Origin of the sequence: Micromonospora sp. NBC_01740, assembly GCF_035920365.1 — a bacterium.
Taxonomy (GTDB): domain Bacteria; phylum Actinomycetota; class Actinomycetes; order Mycobacteriales; family Micromonosporaceae; genus Micromonospora; species Micromonospora reichwaldensis.
Genome location: NZ_CP109150.1, coordinates 1,943,501 through 1,959,632, shown reverse-complemented (window position 1 = coordinate 1,959,632; position 16,132 = coordinate 1,943,501). Strand labels below are relative to the sequence as shown.

At 74.7% G+C, this 16,132-nt stretch carries 17 protein-coding genes; 4 read left to right on the top strand and 13 right to left on the bottom strand.

The window, feature by feature from the left end; translation table 11 throughout:
* Window positions 1-64: 64 nt before the first annotated feature.
* From OG989_RS09425 to OG989_RS09405, 5 genes are all read right to left on the bottom strand, one after another.
* Entirely contained in the window at window positions 65-775 is a 711-nt protein-coding gene (locus OG989_RS09425) for a hypothetical protein (protein ID WP_370518914.1), read from the bottom strand.
* Entirely contained in the window at window positions 766-1,308 is a 543-nt protein-coding gene (locus tag OG989_RS09420) for a hypothetical protein (RefSeq protein WP_151453429.1), read from the bottom strand. Before OG989_RS09420 ends, OG989_RS09425 begins: the two co-directional genes overlap by 10 nt.
* 114 nt (window positions 1,309-1,422) lie before the next feature.
* Window positions 1,423-3,777 carry a sodium-translocating pyrophosphatase gene (locus OG989_RS09415; RefSeq protein WP_151453428.1) on the bottom strand — a complete coding sequence of 785 codons (2,355 nt, stop codon included), beginning with the start codon at window positions 3,775-3,777 and terminating at the stop codon, window positions 1,423-1,425.
* 345 nt (window positions 3,778-4,122) lie between these two features.
* Window positions 4,123-4,557 carry an ATP-binding protein gene (locus OG989_RS09410; RefSeq protein ID WP_151453427.1) on the bottom strand — a complete coding sequence of 145 codons (435 nt, stop codon included), beginning with the start codon at window positions 4,555-4,557 and terminating at the stop codon, window positions 4,123-4,125.
* Window positions 4,557-4,913, bottom strand: a complete 357-nt coding sequence (locus OG989_RS09405) for an STAS domain-containing protein (protein ID WP_151453426.1) — start codon at window positions 4,911-4,913, stop codon at window positions 4,557-4,559. The genes OG989_RS09410 and OG989_RS09405 overlap by 1 nt, the downstream gene beginning before the upstream one ends.
* A 132-nt stretch (window positions 4,914-5,045) precedes the next feature.
* Between OG989_RS09405 and OG989_RS09400 the strand changes: the two genes are divergently transcribed.
* From OG989_RS09400 to OG989_RS09385, 4 genes are all read left to right on the top strand, one after another.
* Window positions 5,046-7,613 carry a DEAD/DEAH box helicase gene (locus tag OG989_RS09400; protein ID WP_442791919.1) on the top strand — a complete coding sequence of 856 codons (2,568 nt, stop codon included), beginning with the start codon at window positions 5,046-5,048 and terminating at the stop codon, window positions 7,611-7,613.
* A 90-nt stretch (window positions 7,614-7,703) separates the two neighbouring features.
* Window positions 7,704-7,910: a hypothetical protein gene (locus tag OG989_RS09395; RefSeq protein WP_151453425.1), complete on the top strand. Its 207-nt coding sequence runs from the start codon at window positions 7,704-7,706 to the stop codon at window positions 7,908-7,910.
* Window positions 7,911-8,152: 242 nt separating this feature from the next.
* Window positions 8,153-8,731 (top strand): hypothetical protein, encoded by a 579-nt coding sequence (locus tag OG989_RS09390; protein ID WP_151453424.1) that lies wholly within the window; start codon window positions 8,153-8,155, stop codon window positions 8,729-8,731.
* A gap of 87 nt (window positions 8,732-8,818) precedes the next feature.
* Window positions 8,819-9,373 carry a hypothetical protein gene (locus tag OG989_RS09385; RefSeq protein ID WP_151453423.1) on the top strand — a complete coding sequence of 185 codons (555 nt, stop codon included), beginning with the start codon at window positions 8,819-8,821 and terminating at the stop codon, window positions 9,371-9,373.
* A gap of 79 nt (window positions 9,374-9,452) precedes the next feature.
* Here OG989_RS09385 and OG989_RS09380 read toward each other — a convergent pair whose 3' ends face one another.
* The 8 genes from OG989_RS09380 to ssd form a co-directional block, all read right to left on the bottom strand.
* A complete protein-coding gene (locus OG989_RS09380; RefSeq protein WP_327030293.1) occupies window positions 9,453-9,908 on the bottom strand; it encodes a DivIVA domain-containing protein in 456 nt (151 codons plus the stop codon).
* Between the two features lie 324 nt (window positions 9,909-10,232).
* On the bottom strand, window positions 10,233-10,631 hold the full coding sequence (locus OG989_RS09375) for an Rv3654c family TadE-like protein (RefSeq protein WP_151453421.1): 399 nt from the start codon (window positions 10,629-10,631) through the stop codon (window positions 10,233-10,235).
* Complete coding sequence (locus OG989_RS09370; protein WP_327030292.1) at window positions 10,628-11,026, bottom strand: TadE family type IV pilus minor pilin; 399 nt, start codon at window positions 11,024-11,026, stop codon at window positions 10,628-10,630. Before OG989_RS09370 ends, OG989_RS09375 begins: the two co-directional genes overlap by 4 nt.
* A complete protein-coding gene (locus OG989_RS09365; RefSeq protein ID WP_208418639.1) occupies window positions 11,023-11,151 on the bottom strand; it encodes a DUF4244 domain-containing protein in 129 nt (42 codons plus the stop codon). The genes OG989_RS09370 and OG989_RS09365 overlap by 4 nt, the downstream gene beginning before the upstream one ends.
* A 63-nt stretch (window positions 11,152-11,214) precedes the next feature.
* Window positions 11,215-12,003, bottom strand: a complete 789-nt coding sequence (locus tag OG989_RS09360; protein ID WP_442791918.1) for a type II secretion system F family protein — start codon at window positions 12,001-12,003, stop codon at window positions 11,215-11,217.
* Complete coding sequence (locus tag OG989_RS09355; RefSeq protein WP_442791947.1) at window positions 12,003-12,977, bottom strand: hypothetical protein; 975 nt, start codon at window positions 12,975-12,977, stop codon at window positions 12,003-12,005. The genes OG989_RS09360 and OG989_RS09355 overlap by 1 nt, the downstream gene beginning before the upstream one ends.
* Before the next feature lie 422 nt (window positions 12,978-13,399).
* Window positions 13,400-14,611 (bottom strand): TadA family conjugal transfer-associated ATPase, encoded by a 1,212-nt coding sequence (locus OG989_RS09350; RefSeq protein ID WP_151453419.1) that lies wholly within the window; start codon window positions 14,609-14,611, stop codon window positions 13,400-13,402.
* On the bottom strand, window positions 14,608-15,711 hold the full coding sequence (gene ssd, locus OG989_RS09345) for a septum site-determining protein Ssd (RefSeq protein ID WP_327030291.1): 1,104 nt from the start codon (window positions 15,709-15,711) through the stop codon (window positions 14,608-14,610). Before ssd ends, OG989_RS09350 begins: the two co-directional genes overlap by 4 nt.
* Between the last annotated feature and the right edge of the window lie 421 nt (window positions 15,712-16,132).

Below are 16,132 nucleotides of genomic sequence, written 5' to 3'. Positions count from 1 at the left end.
GCGCACTTGTTGTCCCTCATCGGACAGGCCCGACCGGCGCGACGAGGCGGGCGCCGACGGGCGGTCAGGAGCGGGCCGGCCAGTCGGTCGCGGGGGCGGCGGGCGGCGGGTCGCCCACCAGCTCGGCCAGGCGGGCGAGCCGCCGCCGGCCGGTGATCCGGTACGCCGGCCCGCCCTCGCCGGGCCCGAGCAGCGCCCCGGACAGGCCGACCGCGTCGAGGGCCCCGGCGACCGGCCCCCAGCACTCCTCGTCGGCGGCGCCGAGCCGGAGCAGGAAGCCGGACGGCTCGGCGGCTCCCGCCGCGGCGAGCCAGAGCCGCAGCCGCCGCCCGTTGAGGTGGAAGCCGGCGGGCGGTCGCTTGCCCGTACCGCGCAGCCAGGCCGCCGCGAGCGGCTTCAGCGTGCGGGCGTACGAGGTGCGCACCGCGTGCCGCCCGTCGGTGGTCGCCTCCCAGGTGGCCGCCACCCCGCGCAGCGCCAGCTCGGCGACGAGGACGTGCACCCGCCAGGCCGCGTCGACCACGATCGAGAGCCGGGCCGTGCCGCCCATCCGGACCGCCTCGCCCGGGCCGGCCAGCAGCCCGGCGAGATCGGCGATGGACGGGTCCGCCGCCTCCGCGCCGAAGAAGGTCAGCTGCCGGGCGGACTCGTCGGCGTCGGCCGGCGGGGGCGGTACGGGTCGGCGGGCGACCGGCGCGACCCGGTCCGTGGGGGCCGGGAAGAGCACCGGCAGCGCTTCGCCGCCCGACGGGTCACCGGTCCCGCTCAGCGACACTCCGGCACCTCGTCGAAGGCGCGTTTCAACTCCTCGGAGTTGAGCTGGCTGGTGTCGAGCGCGCTGGCGTCGTACTCCTTGTTCAGGGTCTCCACGGCGGCCCGGACGCCGTCGTAGAAGACGGTGGGCTGGCCGGTGCCCAGCCCGTCGATGGTGTCGCGGGCCCTGCCGTACGCGTCGCGCACCTTCGCCAGCGAGGCCTGGAAGCCCGCCGAGACCTCCTCGCCGCGCTCGGCGTCCGGTACGCCGGCCTCCTCGACCTTGCGTCGGGCGGTCTCGCTGGCCTGCTCCGCGCCGCCGAAGAGCCGCACCAGGTTCTCCTTCGCCTGCGCCGGGGTGGTCTGGGCGGTCATCTGCTGGTCGGTGCTGCTGGTCAGCTTGCTGATCTCGGCCCGCCACGGGGTGAGCGCGGTGCAGACCGACGCCGCCCACGCCCGGGAGTTGGTGCCGCCGCCGCATCCGGCCAGCACGAGAACGAGCGTGGCCAGGACCACCGTGAGCTTTCCGGCGGCTGCCGCCCGGCACGTGCGCATGCGTTGCAGCGTACGGCCTCTGTCGAGTCCGGGCACCGGACAGGTTTGCCGGGTGGCACGGGCGGTCCCCAGCCGGCCGCGCGGGCCGACCGGGGACCTCCGATGTCGGACGGATCAGGCGTTGACCGTCTCCGGCCGCTGGTCCGGACTGCCCGCACCCGTGCCGGAGTCGGCGTCGGACATGGCCACGCCCTTGCGCTTGCTGAACACCACCGCCGCGGCGATGATCAGCGTCGCCACCACGGCGATCCCCACCCGCAGGGCGGTGTTCCGCTCGTCGCCCACGCTCCAGGCCACCACGGCCGGCGCGATCAGCAGTGAGACCAGGTTCATCACCTTGATCAGCGGGTTGATCGCCGGGCCGGCGGTGTCCTTGAACGGGTCGCCGACGGTGTCGCCGATGACCGTGGCGGCGTGCGACTCGGAGCCCTTGCCGCCGTACGCGCCGTCCTCGACGAGCTTCTTGGCGTTGTCCCAGGCGCCACCGGAGTTGGACAGGAAGACCGCCATCAGCGTGCCGGCGCCGATCGCACCGGCCAGGTACGCCGCCAGCGCGCCGGGCCCGAGGCCGAAGCCCACCGCGATCGGCGCGAGGATGGCGAGCAGACCGGGGGTCATCAGCTCGCGCTGCGCGTCCCGGGTGCAGATGTCGACGACCTTGCCGTACTCGGGGCGCTGGGTGCCGTCCATGATGCCGGGCAGCTCACGGAACTGCCGGCGTACCTCCATCACGACCGCGCCCGCCGAGCGGGAGACCGCGTTGATGGCCAGGCCGGAGAAGAGGAACACCACCGCGGCGCCGATGATCAGGCCGACCAGGTTGCGCGGGTTCGCCACGTTCAGCGAGTTGAGGATCTCGGTGCCGACGTCGCCCACTCCGGCGTCCGAGTACGCGGTGCGCAGCGTGTCGGTGTACGAGCCGAACAGCGCCGTCGCGGCGAGCACCGCCGTGGCGATCGCGATGCCCTTGGTGATCGCCTTGGTGGTGTTGCCGACCGCGTCCAGCTCGGTGAGCGTCCGGGCGCCGTGCTCGTCGATGTCGCCGGACATCTCCGCCACGCCCTGGGCGTTGTCGGAGATCGGGCCGAAGGTGTCCATCGCGACGATCACGCCGACCGTGGTGAGCAGGCCGGTGCCGGCCATCGCCACGGCGAACAGCGAGAGCGTGATGGAGCTGCCGCCGAGCAGGAACGCGCCGAACACGCCGGCGCCGATCAGCAGCGCCGAGTAGACCGCCGACTCCAGGCCGATGCTGATGCCGGCGAGGATGACGGTGGCGGCGCCCGTCTGCGAGCTCTTGCCGATGTCCTGCACCGGGCGCCGGTTGGTCTCGGTGAAGTAGCCGGTCAGCGCCTGGATCGCCGCCGCCAGCACGATGCCGATGACGACCGCGCCGATGGCGACCGTCCGCGGGTTCTCGCTGACGTCGGTCAGCCCGCCCTCCAGCTCGGCGAAGGTGGCCGGCAGGTACGCGTACGTGGCGATCGCCACCAGCACCGCGGAGAGCACCGCCGAGATGTAGAAGGCCCGGTTGATCGCGGTCAGGCCGTTGCGGTCCGAGGCGCGCAGCCGGGTGATGAAGACGCCGACGATCGCGACGAGCACACCGATGGTGGAGACGATCAGCGGGAAGACCAGGCCCTCCTCGCCGAAGGCGGCGCGGCCGAGGATCAGCGCGGCGACCAGGGTGACCGCGTACGACTCGAAGAGGTCGGCGGCCATGCCGGCGCAGTCACCCACGTTGTCGCCCACGTTGTCGGCGATGGTGGCGGCGTTGCGCGGGTCGTCCTCGGGGATGCCCTGCTCGACCTTGCCGACCAGGTCGGCGCCGACGTCGGCGGCCTTGGTGAAGATGCCGCCGCCGACCCGCATGAACATGGCGAGCAGCGCGGCGCCGAAGCCGAAGCCCTCCAGCACGGTCGGCGCGTCGCTGCGGTAGAACAGCACGACCAGCGCGGCGCCGAAGAGGCCGAGACCGACGGTGAGGAAGCCGACCACGCCACCGGTGCGGAAGGCGATCTTCATCGCGGCCTCCCGGCCGCCTTCGCGCTCCCGGGCGGCGGCGGCGACCCGCAGGTTGGCCCGGGTGGCCAGCCACATGCCGGCGCCGCCGATGAACGCGCTGAACAGCGCGCCCACGACGAAGAAGACGGATCGGCCGATCTTCACCGCCACTTCGCTGCCGTCGGTGCCGTGCACCGGCAGCAGGAAGAGCAGCACCACGGCGATGACCACGAAGATCGCCAGGGTCCGGAACTGCCGGAGCAGGTAGGCCGAGGCGCCCTCCTGGACCGCGCCGGAGATCTCCTGCATTTTGTTGGTGCCCTTGCCGGCGGCCAGTACGGCCTTCGTCAGCGCGCCGGCGAAGGCGAGCGCCACCAGCGCGATGACCGCGGCGATGACGACGTACGTGACGTTGTTTCCGGTGAGGGAGATCCCGCCGCCATCGGCGGCCAAGGTGTCGGACATCTGTGTCCTCCTGTACCGAACGCTCGCGCCGGCCGGTGGAGACGCACCGACCCGGCGCCTGGATGCGGAGTCGCAAGCGCGCGCCACTCCACCCCGGTCGGACCAGCGATGAACAACCGTTCCCGCTGGCCGCGGGATGGATCACTTGCTGACAACTCGCGTACTCTAGCCCTCCACAGTGTTGGAGGTCACACCGAGGGGGCACCGCGCCGCGATGATCTTCGTCGCTGTGTTATGAGGAAAAATCTGATATAGGAGCCCATCCATGCCAAAGAGGCCGCGCCCCGGCGGGACACGGCCTCTCACGGCGTACGACGCCCTCGGCGAGGGCGGTGGAAGATCAGCTCACCGGCCGACGGGCCAGACCATCCGCACCTCGGTGCCGACGCCCTCGTCGACCGGGCGCACCTGGAGGTCCTCGACGAAACCGGCAAGCAGCGCGAAGCCCACGCCGGTGGTGAGGTCGTCCTCGTCGAGCGACTCGTTGGCGAGCTGGTCGGCGTTGAGCGCCGCCAGGCCGAGACCGGCCTCGATCGGCGCGCGGTCGACGACGCGCACCGCGTACGCGCCCGTGTCGGACATCTCGACGAGCACGGGCTCGGACACGCCGTACTGGCGGTGCAGGGCGACCGCGCGGGTGCACGCCTCGCCGATGGCCAGCCGCACCTCGTCCAGCAGCTCCTCGCGGACCCCGGCCCGCCGGGCGACCGCCACGCCGACCAGGCGCGCGGTGCGCACGTGCACCGGGGCCGGCGAGAAGGAGAGCTTGACCGTGGCCATCAGACGCCGGTGCCGGCCGGGTCGGTGCCGACCGCCGCGTCGACCGTGGGATGCAGCGGGAAGACCTGGTCGAGCGCGGTGATCCGGAAGATCTTGAGCAGCGGCTCCTTGTCGCAGACCAGGGCGAACGAGCCGCCGGCCGCGCGCAGCCGCTTGAGCGCGCCGACCAGCACGCCCAGCCCGGTGGAGTCGAGGAAGTCCACCCGACCCAGGTCGACCACGACGTGACGGGCCCCACCGTCGATCAGCTCGAGGAGCCGCTCCCGTAGCCGGGGCGCGGTGTAGACGTCCACCTCACCGCCGACTTCGAGCACCGTGTGCTCGCCCACGGTGCGGGTCGCCAGCGACAGCTCCATCGGTCCTCCCTCGCAAGAGCCGTAAACTCTCCTGGGCATCTAACCATCCCCGCCGGAGACCGGCTCTGCTCACCGGCGGAGCCTCCCCTTACCCCGGCCCCCCGCTTTCCATCTCCGAACACCAGTGCGAGAGTGCAGGACGTGACCACCGACGGCTCCAGCTCGGCGCAGCCAGCGCCGCGCCACGACCTGAAGCCGTCGTCCGACCGCTCCGGCCCGACGCACCCGGCGCCGGCCGACCTGCTGGGTCGGCTGCGCGCCCGCGCCGGCGCCGACCCGGTCACCCACGTCGAGCGGGTGCCGGCACGGGCCGGCGAGCCCGCCCCGTGGCCGGACTGGGCACCGGAGGAACTGCGCGCGGCGTTCGCCCGACGCGGCGTGGTCGCGCCCTGGCGGCATCAGGCGGAGGCGGCCACCCTGGCGTACGACGGCCGGCACGTCGTGGTGGCCACGGGCACCGCGTCCGGCAAGTCCCTGGCCTACCAGCTTCCCGCCCTGGCCACCCTGCTCGCCGACCCCCGGGCCACCGTGCTCTACCTGGCGCCGACGAAGGCGCTCGCCGCCGACCAGTTGCGCGCCGTCGCCGCGCTCGAACTGGAGGGGGTACGCCCCGCCTGCTACGACGGCGACACCCCGCGCGCCGAACGGGAGTGGATCCGCAAGCACTCCCGGTTCGTGCTGACCAACCCCGACATGCTGCACCACGGCATCCTGCCCGGGCACGCCCAGTGGTCCGGTTTCCTGCGCCGGCTCACGTACGTGGTGATCGACGAGTGCCACACCTACCGGGGGGTCTTCGGCTCGCACGTCGCGCACGTGCTGCGCCGGCTGCGGCGGCAGTGCGCCCGGTTCCGCAGCACGCCCGTCTTCGTACTGGCCTCGGCCACGTCCGGCGACCCGGCGACGGCGGCGGGGCGGCTCACCGGGGTGCCCGTGACCGCCGTCACCGAGGACACCTCGCCCCGCGGCGGGGTGACGTTCGCGCTCTGGGAGCCGCCGCTGCTGCCGCGGGACTCCGCCGCCGACCAGCAGGCGGACCTCACCCAGGTCCGCCGGTCGGCGCTGCGGGAGACGGCCGACCTGCTCGCCGACACGGTCGCCGAGGGGGTACGCACGCTGGCCTTCGTACGCTCCCGGCGCGGCGCCGAGGTGGTGGCGGCGAACGCCCGCCGGTCCCTCGACGAGGCGGTGCCCGGGCTCGGCGACCGGGTGGCCGCCTACCGGGCCGGCTACCTGCGCGAGGAGCGACGCGAACTGGAGCGGGCGCTGCTGCACGGCGACCTGCTCGGGCTGGCCTCGACCAACGCGCTGGAGCTGGGCGTCGACCTGGTCGGCCTCGACGCGGTGCTGATCTGCGGCTACCCGGGCACCCGCGCCTCCCTGTGGCAGCAGGCCGGCCGGGCGGGGCGCTCCGGGCAGGAGGCGCTCGCCGTGCTGGTCGCCCGGGACGACCCGCTCGACACCTATCTCGTGCACCATCCCGAGGCGGTGTTCGGGCGGCCGGTGGAGGCGACCGTGCTCGACCCGGCCAACCCGTACGTGCTGGCACCGCAGCTCGCCTGCGCCGCGGCCGAGGCGCCACTGACCCCCGACGACCTGGCACTCTTCGGCGACGGGGCGAAGGAGGCGGTGGACCAACTGGTGGCGGCGGGGGCGCTGCGGCAGCGGCCGACCGGCTGGTACTGGCGGCACCGGGAGCGGCCGGAGGTGGACCTGCGCGGCGAGGGCGGCGCACCGGTCTGCGTGGTGGAGGCGGCGACCGGGCGACTGCTCGGCACCGTCGACGGCGGCTCGTCGCACTTCCTGCTCCACCCCGGCGCGGTCTACCTGCACCAGGGCGTCTCGTACGTGGTCGACTCGCTCGACCTGGCCGACGGGTGCGCGCTGGTGCACCCCGAGGAGCCGGACTGGTCCACCCACGCCCGCGACGTCACCTCGCTGTCGGTGGTGTCGGTCCGCTCGTACGTGGACGCCGGCCCCGTCGGGCTCTTCCTCGGCGAGGTCGACGTGACCAGCCAGGTGGTGTCGTACCAGCGGCGACGGATCGCCACCGGCGAGGTCATCGACACCCGCCCGCTGGACCTGCCGGCCCGGGAACTGCGTACCGTCGCGGTCTGGTTCACCCTGTCGCCGCAGTCCCTGACGGCCGCCGGCGTGGAGCCCGCCGACGTGCCGGGCGCGCTGCACGCCGCCGAGCACGCCGCGATCGGCCTGCTGCCGCTCACCGCGACCTGCGACCGCTGGGACATCGGCGGACTGTCGACGGCGGCGCACCCGGACACCGAGGCCCCGACGGTCTTCGTCTACGACGGGCACCCGGGTGGAGCGGGCTTCGCCGAGCGCGCGTACGGGACGGCGGCAGCCTGGCTGCGGGCCACCCGCGACGCGATCGCGGAGTGCGGCTGCGAGGCGGGCTGCCCGTCCTGCGTGCAGTCCCCGAAGTGCGGCAACGGCAACAACCCGCTCTCCAAGCCGGACGCCGTCAAGGTGCTGGACGTGGTGCTCACCAACCTGCCCGACGCCGTGCCGGCACCCCGCCAGTCCGACGGCCCCTCCCACTTTCCCATTCCGGGGGAACGCGCCGCTGCGGACGATGCCGCCACCGGCGGCCCCGAGGGCTCGGGCGGCTTCCGCTCCCCGGTGGTGGCGGAACCGCCTGCCGGGGACGCCCCCGTCCCGGGTCGCGGGAAGCAGGCATAGAACCTCTTCCCCCCGGGCATCAAGGGTGTGGGAGCGCTTCCATGCAAGCTCGCGGATCCCCAGCTGCCCTTCCCGCCCGAAGGAGGAGTCGTGGCCGACACCATCGCCGAGACCGTCGACCTGCTCTACACGATCGACCAGGAGAAACTCACCCTCGACCAGCAGATCGCCCTGGGCTCCGCGCTCGCCGGGCTGGCGCAGGCCGAGCGCCTGGAGCAGATCAACGAGCGGCTGCGCAGCATCCACCAGGTCCTCAACGCGTGGGCGCTGAAGGCGACCGTCGACGGCGGGCGCTGAGACCGGTGCACGCGGGCCGACCGTTGCGGCTGCCGGTGCGTGGCTGGCCGGGTTGCGGTGCCGGTGCGTGACTGACCGGGTGCCGGTGCCGGTGCCTGACTGACCGGGTTGCGGTGCCGGTGCGTGACTGACCGGGTTGCGAGTGGCGGAGCCGGGCGGGCTGCGGGTGGGGCCGCGTGACCTGTGGGCGGCAGCGCGGTTGAAGCTGTGCGACACTCCGGCGACCCCTCGAAGGAGAACCCATGCAGCCCGACAACTTGCAGGCCCAGCAGCAGTTCCACATCCGGCAGCGAATCCGGATGATGGTCAACCAGTACGAGGTGCACTCCGTCGCACCGGACGGCTCGGAAGGTGGGCTGCTGGCGTTCGCCCAGCAGAAGCGGCTCGCCTTCAAGGAGCAGGTGACGATCTACACCGACGACTCGAAGCAGCAGCCCCTGCTCGGCTTCAAGGCCCGCCAGCGTCTCGACCTCGGCGCCACGTACGACGTGACCGACCACGCCGGCAGCCCGATCGGCCTGTTCCGCAAGGACTTCGCCCAGTCCCTGCTGCGGTCCACCTGGCACGTCGAGCAGCCCGGCCTGCCGCAGGTCACCGGCCAGGAACGCAGCATGCCGGTGGCCCTGCTCCGCCGGTTCGTCGACTCGCTGTCCTGGCTGCCCTACCACTTCGACTTCGTCGCTGGCGGTCAGCCGGTCTTCTCCGTCATCAAGAAGTGGGGCCTGCGCGACCGGTACATCGTCCAGATCCACCAGCCGCAGGTCGACCGCCGCCTCGTGATCGCGATGGCCATCGCCCTCGACGCACTCCAGGGACGCTGATCCGTCCGGGCCGAGGTGTCGACTTCCGGCACCCGGCCCGGGCACGGCCCGAGCCCGGCATAGCGAGAGGTTATTAGGCTTGCTCGCATGTCAGATCCGATGCCCGACACTCGTTCGGCTCGTCAGTTGGTGCGAGCCTCCGACGACGTGATCGACGGCATCACGCAACAGGTGCAGTCACCGCCAGGCCTGCCGAACCCGAACCGGAACCCGATCACGACAGCGGTATGGGCCTTCCTTTTCACCTGGCCGCCGACCCTCGTCGTGCTTGTGGCCGCGACAGTCGCCGTGCCTTCGCAGACCAACGACGCTGGCGTCGGTACGGCAGCGATCTGGGCGCTGGACATCGCCCTGCTGATCGCGATCGCGGCGTCGGTCAGCACGATCTGGCAGCGCGACCCCAAGCCCGGCCCGGACGGCACGGCACAGCCAATTCAGCGGGTTCTGCTGCGCGTGGCGGCCCAGGCGCTGCTCACCGGCGCCTGCGCCTGGCTGGTGCTGGCGCTGCACGGGCTCGCCACCGGCCAGATCGTCTCGTTGGTGGTCGCGCTCATTGTCGTGCTGAACCTGCTGCCCGTGATCGCCGCCCGGCTGCTGCGCCGGGGTCGCGGGCGCAGCGGGACGCCGCCCACCCGGGCCTGAAACACTCGCCGCCGCGCTACCCGCCCTCGCCGCCGCGCTACCCGCCCTCGCCGCCGCGCTACCCGCCCTCGCCGCCGCGCTACCCGCCCTCGGCGCCAGCGATCCGGGCCGCCTCTTCGCGCGCCCGGTTGACGATCGTCTCCGCCTCCCGCCGCGCGGTGTCGACGAGTTCCTCGGACTCACGCCGCGCCGCGTTGCGGTGGTCTTCCCCCTGTTTCTCTGCGAGCCTGAGGATCTGTTCCACCCGGTTGCCGAGACCACTGAGCGTGGGCCGCGTCTGATCCTGCCACCGTTGCTCCGCGGCAGCCGCTCTCTCCGCGGCCGTCATGGAAGTGGTCAACCAGGCGTCCCCGTCAGGGTCGACCATGTTGTCCCCCGTTGGAGCGGATCCCGCTGTGCCGACCAGGGACAGGCCGACACCGAGCACGGCGACCGCGACGCCGGGCCAGGCGGCGTCCGCGCCGAGGGACGAGCCGACGGCGACGCCGACACCCAGCCCGAAAAGGATCCCAGCAGTCCTGACCGGCTTTCTCATGGAGCCTCCTCCAGCGGTGCGGTCGGAGCTGAGCTTCCTGTTCCCAGCATGGCGAGCGACGTCCACCCCGAACGACACCCCTCCGCACGAGCCAGCGAGTGAGGTAGGGGCCATCCCGAGGCAGGTGAGAGCCAATTTCCGTGCCGTCTGTGCGACCGTCCCTCCCGTTGGCGGATTGATCACCAACCCCGCTGGTCGTACGAAGATCGCCCGTCGTGCCGTTGCCGCCCCCTTGGCATCCACGATCAACGAAGCTCGGCTGCTGGGACGGTAAGCCTCCGCTCTGCCCAGCCCGGCGGCCTGGGCCTGATACGCAGCAGGGGTTCAGCCGCGCACCGGGCCGGCACGGGCACTGGCCGTCGCCACCCGCGCCACCCTCGACAGTGGTTTGACGGCAACCTCCACGGTCACCAGGACATCGAGACCGTCGAGCCGACAGGCGAGCAGCCGGCCACCGTTGGCGGCGGCGATGTCGGCCGCCCGCCCGCAGGCGCCCGCCTCGCCCCACAGCCCGCGGCCCGCACCGGCCAGCGCGGCGAAATCCGCCGCCACCCGGGCCTGTTGCCGGGCGACCCGGGCCGCGCCGACGGCGGCACCGAGCGACCCGACCAGGACGAACACCAGCCCCACCGCGAGCAGACAGACGGTCGCCCCACCACGCTCCCCCGCGCTGCCGCCTGAGCCTCGGGCCGACCGGTCTCCGAAGCACCGGCGCCCGCTCACCGTCCACCCGCCGGGGCACCCGGGGCAGGTATGGCAGCTCCCGCGACCCCGGGTTCGAGGGCCGCGACCGCCGTGGCGGTCACGGCGATCCGGGGCAGTCGGGAGCCGAGCGCGCGTACGGGCGCCCGGACGGTGGCGACGACCCGCTGTCCGTCGACGGTGACGGTCACCTCCGCTCCCGGCGGCGCCGCCCCGCTGGCAGCGGCCGCCCCGTCGGCGCCCCGGGAGGCAGCCAGTGCCGCCTCCCGGGCCGCGTGCAGGCAACCCGCCCTCGTGCCGACGGCGTTGACCGCCGACAGGCCGGCGAGCAGGAGCAGCAGGAGCGCCGGCAGGCCGGCCGCCAGTTCGGCGGTGAAGGAACCCCGGTCACGGCCGGCCGGCCGGCGCCCGGTCACTTGAGCGCCCGGTCGATGACGGCGGTCAACGCGGACTGCACGTTGCCGGAGGTCAGCACCTTCAGCAGGATCCCGGCGAAGGCGACCGCGGCGAGGGTGCCGACGGCGTACTCGGCGGTGTTCATTCCGGCGTCCCCGCGTAGACGGGCGAGAAGTTTGCGCACGTTCCTGTCCTTTCTCGACGATGGTCAGAGCACGTCACCGAGGACGGCGACGATCACCGGCACCAGGCCGGCGAGAATGAAGGCCGGCAGGAAGCAGAGCCCCAGCGGCAGGACGATGAGCACGCCGGCGCGGCGGGCGGCCGCCTCCGCGGCCGTGGAGCGGTCGGCGCGGAGGTCGTCGGCGAGCCGGGTCAGCGCGCCGGCCAGCGCGGCTCCGCTGTTCGCGCTACGAAGCACGGCGGCGGTCAGCCGCTCGGCCCCCGGCACCGCCGCGAGCGGAGCCCATGCCTCCTCGGGGCCACCGCCGAGCCGCAGCAATCGGCCGACCCGGGCGAGCCGGTCGGCGAGCGGACCGTCGAGCGCCCCGGCCACGGCCAGGATCGACCTGTCCACGGACGCTCCCGCCCGCATGGCCGCCGCCAGCAGGTCGGCGGCGAGCGGAAGATCGGCCGCCTCGCGCAGCCGCCGGTTCCGCACGGCCGGGGGCTCGATCCGACGAAGCAGCCGGTCGAGCAGCAGCGTCGTCGGCAGGGCCGCCACCACCCCGGGCCAGCCGCCGACGATGACGGCCACGGCCACGCCGGCCAGACCGGCGGCGACGCGGATGGCGTCCGGCCGCCGCCGAGGCGGGACGTCACCGGTCGGGTCGTCGTCGGGACCGACCGGTCGGCGCAGCGAGGCGGCCGGGTGCACGCCGACCGGCGCCCGGCGCAGCGCGCGCAGCCGGCGCAGGGGCCGCCGGCCCGCCGCGAGCATCGCGGCGAGCAGGACCGCTGCCGCCACGAAGCCCGCTGCCAGCGCCATCCGGGGCATCAGCTCAACCGTCCCGGCGACGCGCCGAGCCGCTCGGCCCAGAACAGTCCCGCGACCTGGAGCGCGATGGCGACGACCGCGCACGCACCACCGACGGGGGTGTGCAGCAGCACCGCCACCGGATCGACGCCGATGCCGTAGCCGAGCCCGATACCGCCGAGCGGCAGGGCGGCGAGCAGCAGAGCGGTGGCCCGCGCCCCGGCCGCCTGGGCCTCCGCCGCAGCCAGTCCACGGTCGGTCGAGCGGGCGTCCGCCTCGATCCGCTCCAGCAACTCCGCCAGCGGCGCGCCCGTCTGGTCGGCGAGGCGTACGGCTGCGCGGGCCAGTCGATCCAGGCGTCGTGCCCCGCCCCGCTCGTCGCGGGCCGCCGCGTCGCCGCCCGGGGATCCGCGATCGGTTCCCACCGGGCCAGGGGTGAGCCGCTCGGCGGCGACCGGTACCGGCAGGCCGGCCCGGAGGTCCGCGGCCAGCCCGCAGAGCTGATCCAGCCGGCGCCGCCGGGCCCGGACGGCGTTCCGGCCGTCCTTGCGTCGGAGCAGCGCGCGAGCGGCCAGCGTGCCGTAGGCGCCGACGGCCACCGCCGCGACCGGACCGGCCAGCAGCAGCCCGGCTCCGGTACCGGCCGACGCGGCGAGCAGCAGGGTGCGCCTGGGGGACGCCGCCAGCGCGTCCGGCCGGAGCCACCCCGGTCGCCGGCCCTCGCCGGGCGGATCGGTCACCGCACCGGGCCCGCGCGGCGGGGTGGCCGCCGGGGCGGGCGTTCCGCCGGGTCGCCGGGCGTCCCGCCGACCGGGTGGCCGGAGCCGTCCGGGGTCTCCGCCACCGCGCGGCGTGTCCCGGTGGTCGAGGTGGCGCACGGGTCGGGTCGGGCCCGCGGGTCGCGTCAGCCGAGGACCGCCATCCCCTCCTCGCCCCGGGCCACGGTCGTCACCGGCCGGCCAGGGCCAGGGCGACCGGTCGGCCACGTCCCGCAACGCCCACCGATTCCCGCCGAACGCGTCGGCGCTCGGGTGGTCGTCAAGGCGAAGGTCAAGGTCGGTGGCCGAGGCCTCCGGCTCGCGCCCACTTCCGGGAGCGCCGCTGGCCGGGACGTCCGGGCCTGCCGGCGACTGCCGGAGGCGAACCCGGGACTCGTCGCACGGGTCGCGGCGACCGACGGCCGGCGGGCGAGGAACACCCTCGCCGGTGCGCGCCGCCGTACCGTCCACCTCCCGACCGGGTGTCTGGCGCAGCTCGGTGACCCAGGCGACGAGCGGGTCCTCCCCGCCGGCACGCGCGCTCCCGCCGACGCCGGCGGCCAGCACGCCCCGCCGCATCCGGCCACCACGCACCGCCCCCGCCACCAGCACCGCCGTCACCAGGACCGAGAGCAGCGCCACCAGCGCGTACGGGGCGGTCACCTCGGGCCCGCCGATCCGGGCCACGGCTCGGTCAGGACCGGCGGAACCGGTACGGCCCGCTCCCGCAGCAGGTCGGCGAGCGCCCGGGCGGCGCGGTCCGGCCCTCGCCCGCGTACCCAGGCGGGAACTGCCGTGACCAGCCGGTCCGGGCCCTCCGGCAGGAGCAGGCAGACCGATTCCAGTACGCGCCCCTCGGTGTTCCGGCGCACCTGGAGCAGTACCTGGAGTGCGGCGGCCACCTGGGCGTGGAGCGCGGGACGGGGCAGCCCGCCGAGCATCCCGAGGGCCTCCAGCCGCGCCGGCACGTCCGACGGGGCGTTGGCGTGCAGGGTGCCGGCTCCGCCGTCGTGGCCGGTGTTCAGGGCGGCGAGCAGGTCGACCACCTCCCCGCCCCGGCACTCGCCGACCACCAGTCGGTCGGGCCGCATCCGCAGGGCCTGCCGCACGAGGTCGGTCAGCCCGACCGCGCCGGAGCCCTCCACGTTGGCCGTCCTCGCCTGCAACCCGACGACGTGCGGGTGCCGGGGATGCAGCTCGGCCGCGTCCTCCACCAACACGATCCGTTCGGTGGCGGGAACCAGTCCGAGCAGCGTGTTGAGCAGCGTCGTCTTGCCGGAGCCGGTGCCACCGGTCACCAGGTACGCCAGCCGGGCCGCCACCACGGCGGAGAGCACCGGCGCCACCGGTCGGGGAACCGTCCCCCGGCTCACCAGCTCGTCGAGGGTGAAGGGCCGCTGCCGGAAGGTCCGCAGGGACAGGTAGGGCCCGTCAGTCGCCACCGGCGGCAGCACGGCGTGCAACCGGGTGCCGTCGGGAAGCCGGGCGTCCGCGTACGGGGAACCGTCGTCGAGCCGCCGACCGGCGCTGGCGGCGAGCCGCTGCGCGAGCCGGCGTACGTCGTCCACCGTGCCGATCGGCACCGCGACCTGATGCAGGCCCCGCCCCCGGTCGACCCAGACCCGGACGCCGTTGACCAGTACGTCGGTGACCTCCGGATCGGCCAGCAGCGGGGCGAGCGGACCGGCTCCCACCAGATCGTCGTGCACCTGGTCGGCCATCCGCAGCACGGCGGTGTCGCCGAGGACTGCGGCGGTGGGCTCCGCCCGTACGGCAGACACGATCGCGGCGGCGGTGACCGGCGTCGCCGCGGCGGCCATGCGCTGTCGCACCCGCGCGGCGAGGGTGTCGCCCTCGGACGGCCCGGTCATGCCGCACCCGCCGCCGGCGCGCCGGTCAGTTCGGCGACGATCCGCTGGCAGAGCGCCGCCAGCGGGCCTCGGCCGTGCGCGGCCGGCGCCTCGCCCCGCTCCAACCCGCGAGCCAGCGCCGGTTCCGGGCGCAGCGTGCCGGCCAGCGGCAGCCCGAGCGCCCGGGCCACCTCCGCCGCTCCCAGGCGGCCCGGTGCCGGGCCGCGCACGATCACCGACATCGCGGCGCAGTGCGGGGCGGCGGCGGCCACCACCCGGGCCGCCGCGGCGGTGGCCCGCAGCTCGGCCGGGACCACCACGTAGACCTGGTCCGCCGCCTGCAGCGCCGTCACGGCCGCGTCGTCCAGTTGCCGGGGCAGATCGACCACCACGAGGTCCCGGCCCCGCCGGGCGGCGTCGACGGTCGCCGCCATCGCCTGGGCGGGGAGGGCGAGCAGGTCGCCGCGGTCCCAGGAGAGCACCACCAGGTCGCCCCGGCTCGGCAGGGCCCGTACCAGCGCCGGCGCGTCCACCCGGCCGTCGGCGCCGGTCAGCGCCGGCCAGCGCAGCCCTTCCAACTGCTCCCAGCCGAGCACCAGATCGAGCCCGCCGCCGAGCGGGTCGGCGTCGACGAGCAGGGTGCGCAGCCGGGCCCGGGCGCCGGTGACAGCGAGCCCGCCCGCCAGGATGCTCGCCCCGGCGCCGCCCCGCCCGCCCAGGACCGCGACGATCCGGGCGCCGCGACGCTCGGCGCCCTCCGGCCCGCACTCGGCGAACCGGTCGACCAGCCAGGGCTCGGCGGCGGGCAGCGTCGCCACGTGCTCCGCGCCGATCAGTTCGGCGACCTGCCAGCCGGGATCGAGCTCCCCGGACCGCCCGACCAGCACCATCCGTGGCCGCTGCGGCAGCCGCGCCCGCAGGCAGGGCTGGGCCTGGTCGGCGCCGACCAGCACGAGCGGGGCCGGCAGCCAGCGGGTGCGGGCCGCGGCGGGGTCGGCGGCGAGTTCCACCTCGACTCCGCCCGCCGCGGCGAGCCGCAGCAGGTCGTCGAGCAGGTCGCCGTCCGAGGTGACGAGCAGCGGCCGGGGCCGGTGCGGCGGGACGGAGGTACGGGGTGGCATCGCGGCCTCCAGCGGTCGGGCTCGGGGTTGCTGACCCGAGACCCTGCTCCGACGCCACCCCGAACGCCGCCCCGTCCCCACAGCCTGTGGACAACCGCACGCCCTGTGGACAACGCCCGCCGGGCGAGTCGATCTGCTATGGCCCGGGTGGACCACCTTCCGCTTCGGCCATGCGGGTACGGGCAACCCGGATCGCCTGGTCGAGACCGTCACCGCCGGGGCGCTTCGTCTGTCCCGGGGACGAGTTGGCCAGCCTCGAATAGCGCCACACCGGACAGGCGAGGGTCTCGTTTCTGTTCGGTATACGGCGGCCGAGCCAGGTCAACGGAGGCTGCTGGTCTTCACTCGGGCCGCTACGGGTGCTGCCGCGCATCGAGCGCCTGGGGCGGCACTCACACGCCCTCTTGCCGACGCCAATAAA

Coding starts and splice junctions, on each gene's coding strand:
- OG989_RS09420 (WP_151453429.1), bottom strand. CDS start 1,308: ATGCGCACGTGCCGGGCGGCAGCCGCCGGAAAGCTCACGGTGGTCCTG.
- OG989_RS09415 (WP_151453428.1), bottom strand. CDS start 3,777: ATGTCCGACACCTTGGCCGCCGATGGCGGCGGGATCTCCCTCACCGGA.
- OG989_RS09410 (WP_151453427.1), bottom strand. CDS start 4,557: ATGGCCACGGTCAAGCTCTCCTTCTCGCCGGCCCCGGTGCACGTGCGC.
- OG989_RS09405 (WP_151453426.1), bottom strand. CDS start 4,913: ATGGAGCTGTCGCTGGCGACCCGCACCGTGGGCGAGCACACGGTGCTC.
- OG989_RS09390 (WP_151453424.1), top strand. CDS start 8,153: ATGCAGCCCGACAACTTGCAGGCCCAGCAGCAGTTCCACATCCGGCAG.
- OG989_RS09385 (WP_151453423.1), top strand. CDS start 8,819: ATGTCAGATCCGATGCCCGACACTCGTTCGGCTCGTCAGTTGGTGCGA.
- OG989_RS09380 (WP_327030293.1), bottom strand. CDS start 9,908: ATGAGAAAGCCGGTCAGGACTGCTGGGATCCTTTTCGGGCTGGGTGTC.
- OG989_RS09365 (WP_208418639.1), bottom strand. CDS start 11,151: ATGAACACCGCCGAGTACGCCGTCGGCACCCTCGCCGCGGTCGCCTTC.
- OG989_RS09360 (WP_442791918.1), bottom strand. CDS start 12,003: ATGCCCCGGATGGCGCTGGCAGCGGGCTTCGTGGCGGCAGCGGTCCTG.
- OG989_RS09350 (WP_151453419.1), bottom strand. CDS start 14,611: ATGACCGGGCCGTCCGAGGGCGACACCCTCGCCGCGCGGGTGCGACAG.
- ssd (WP_327030291.1), bottom strand. CDS start 15,711: ATGCCACCCCGTACCTCCGTCCCGCCGCACCGGCCCCGGCCGCTGCTC.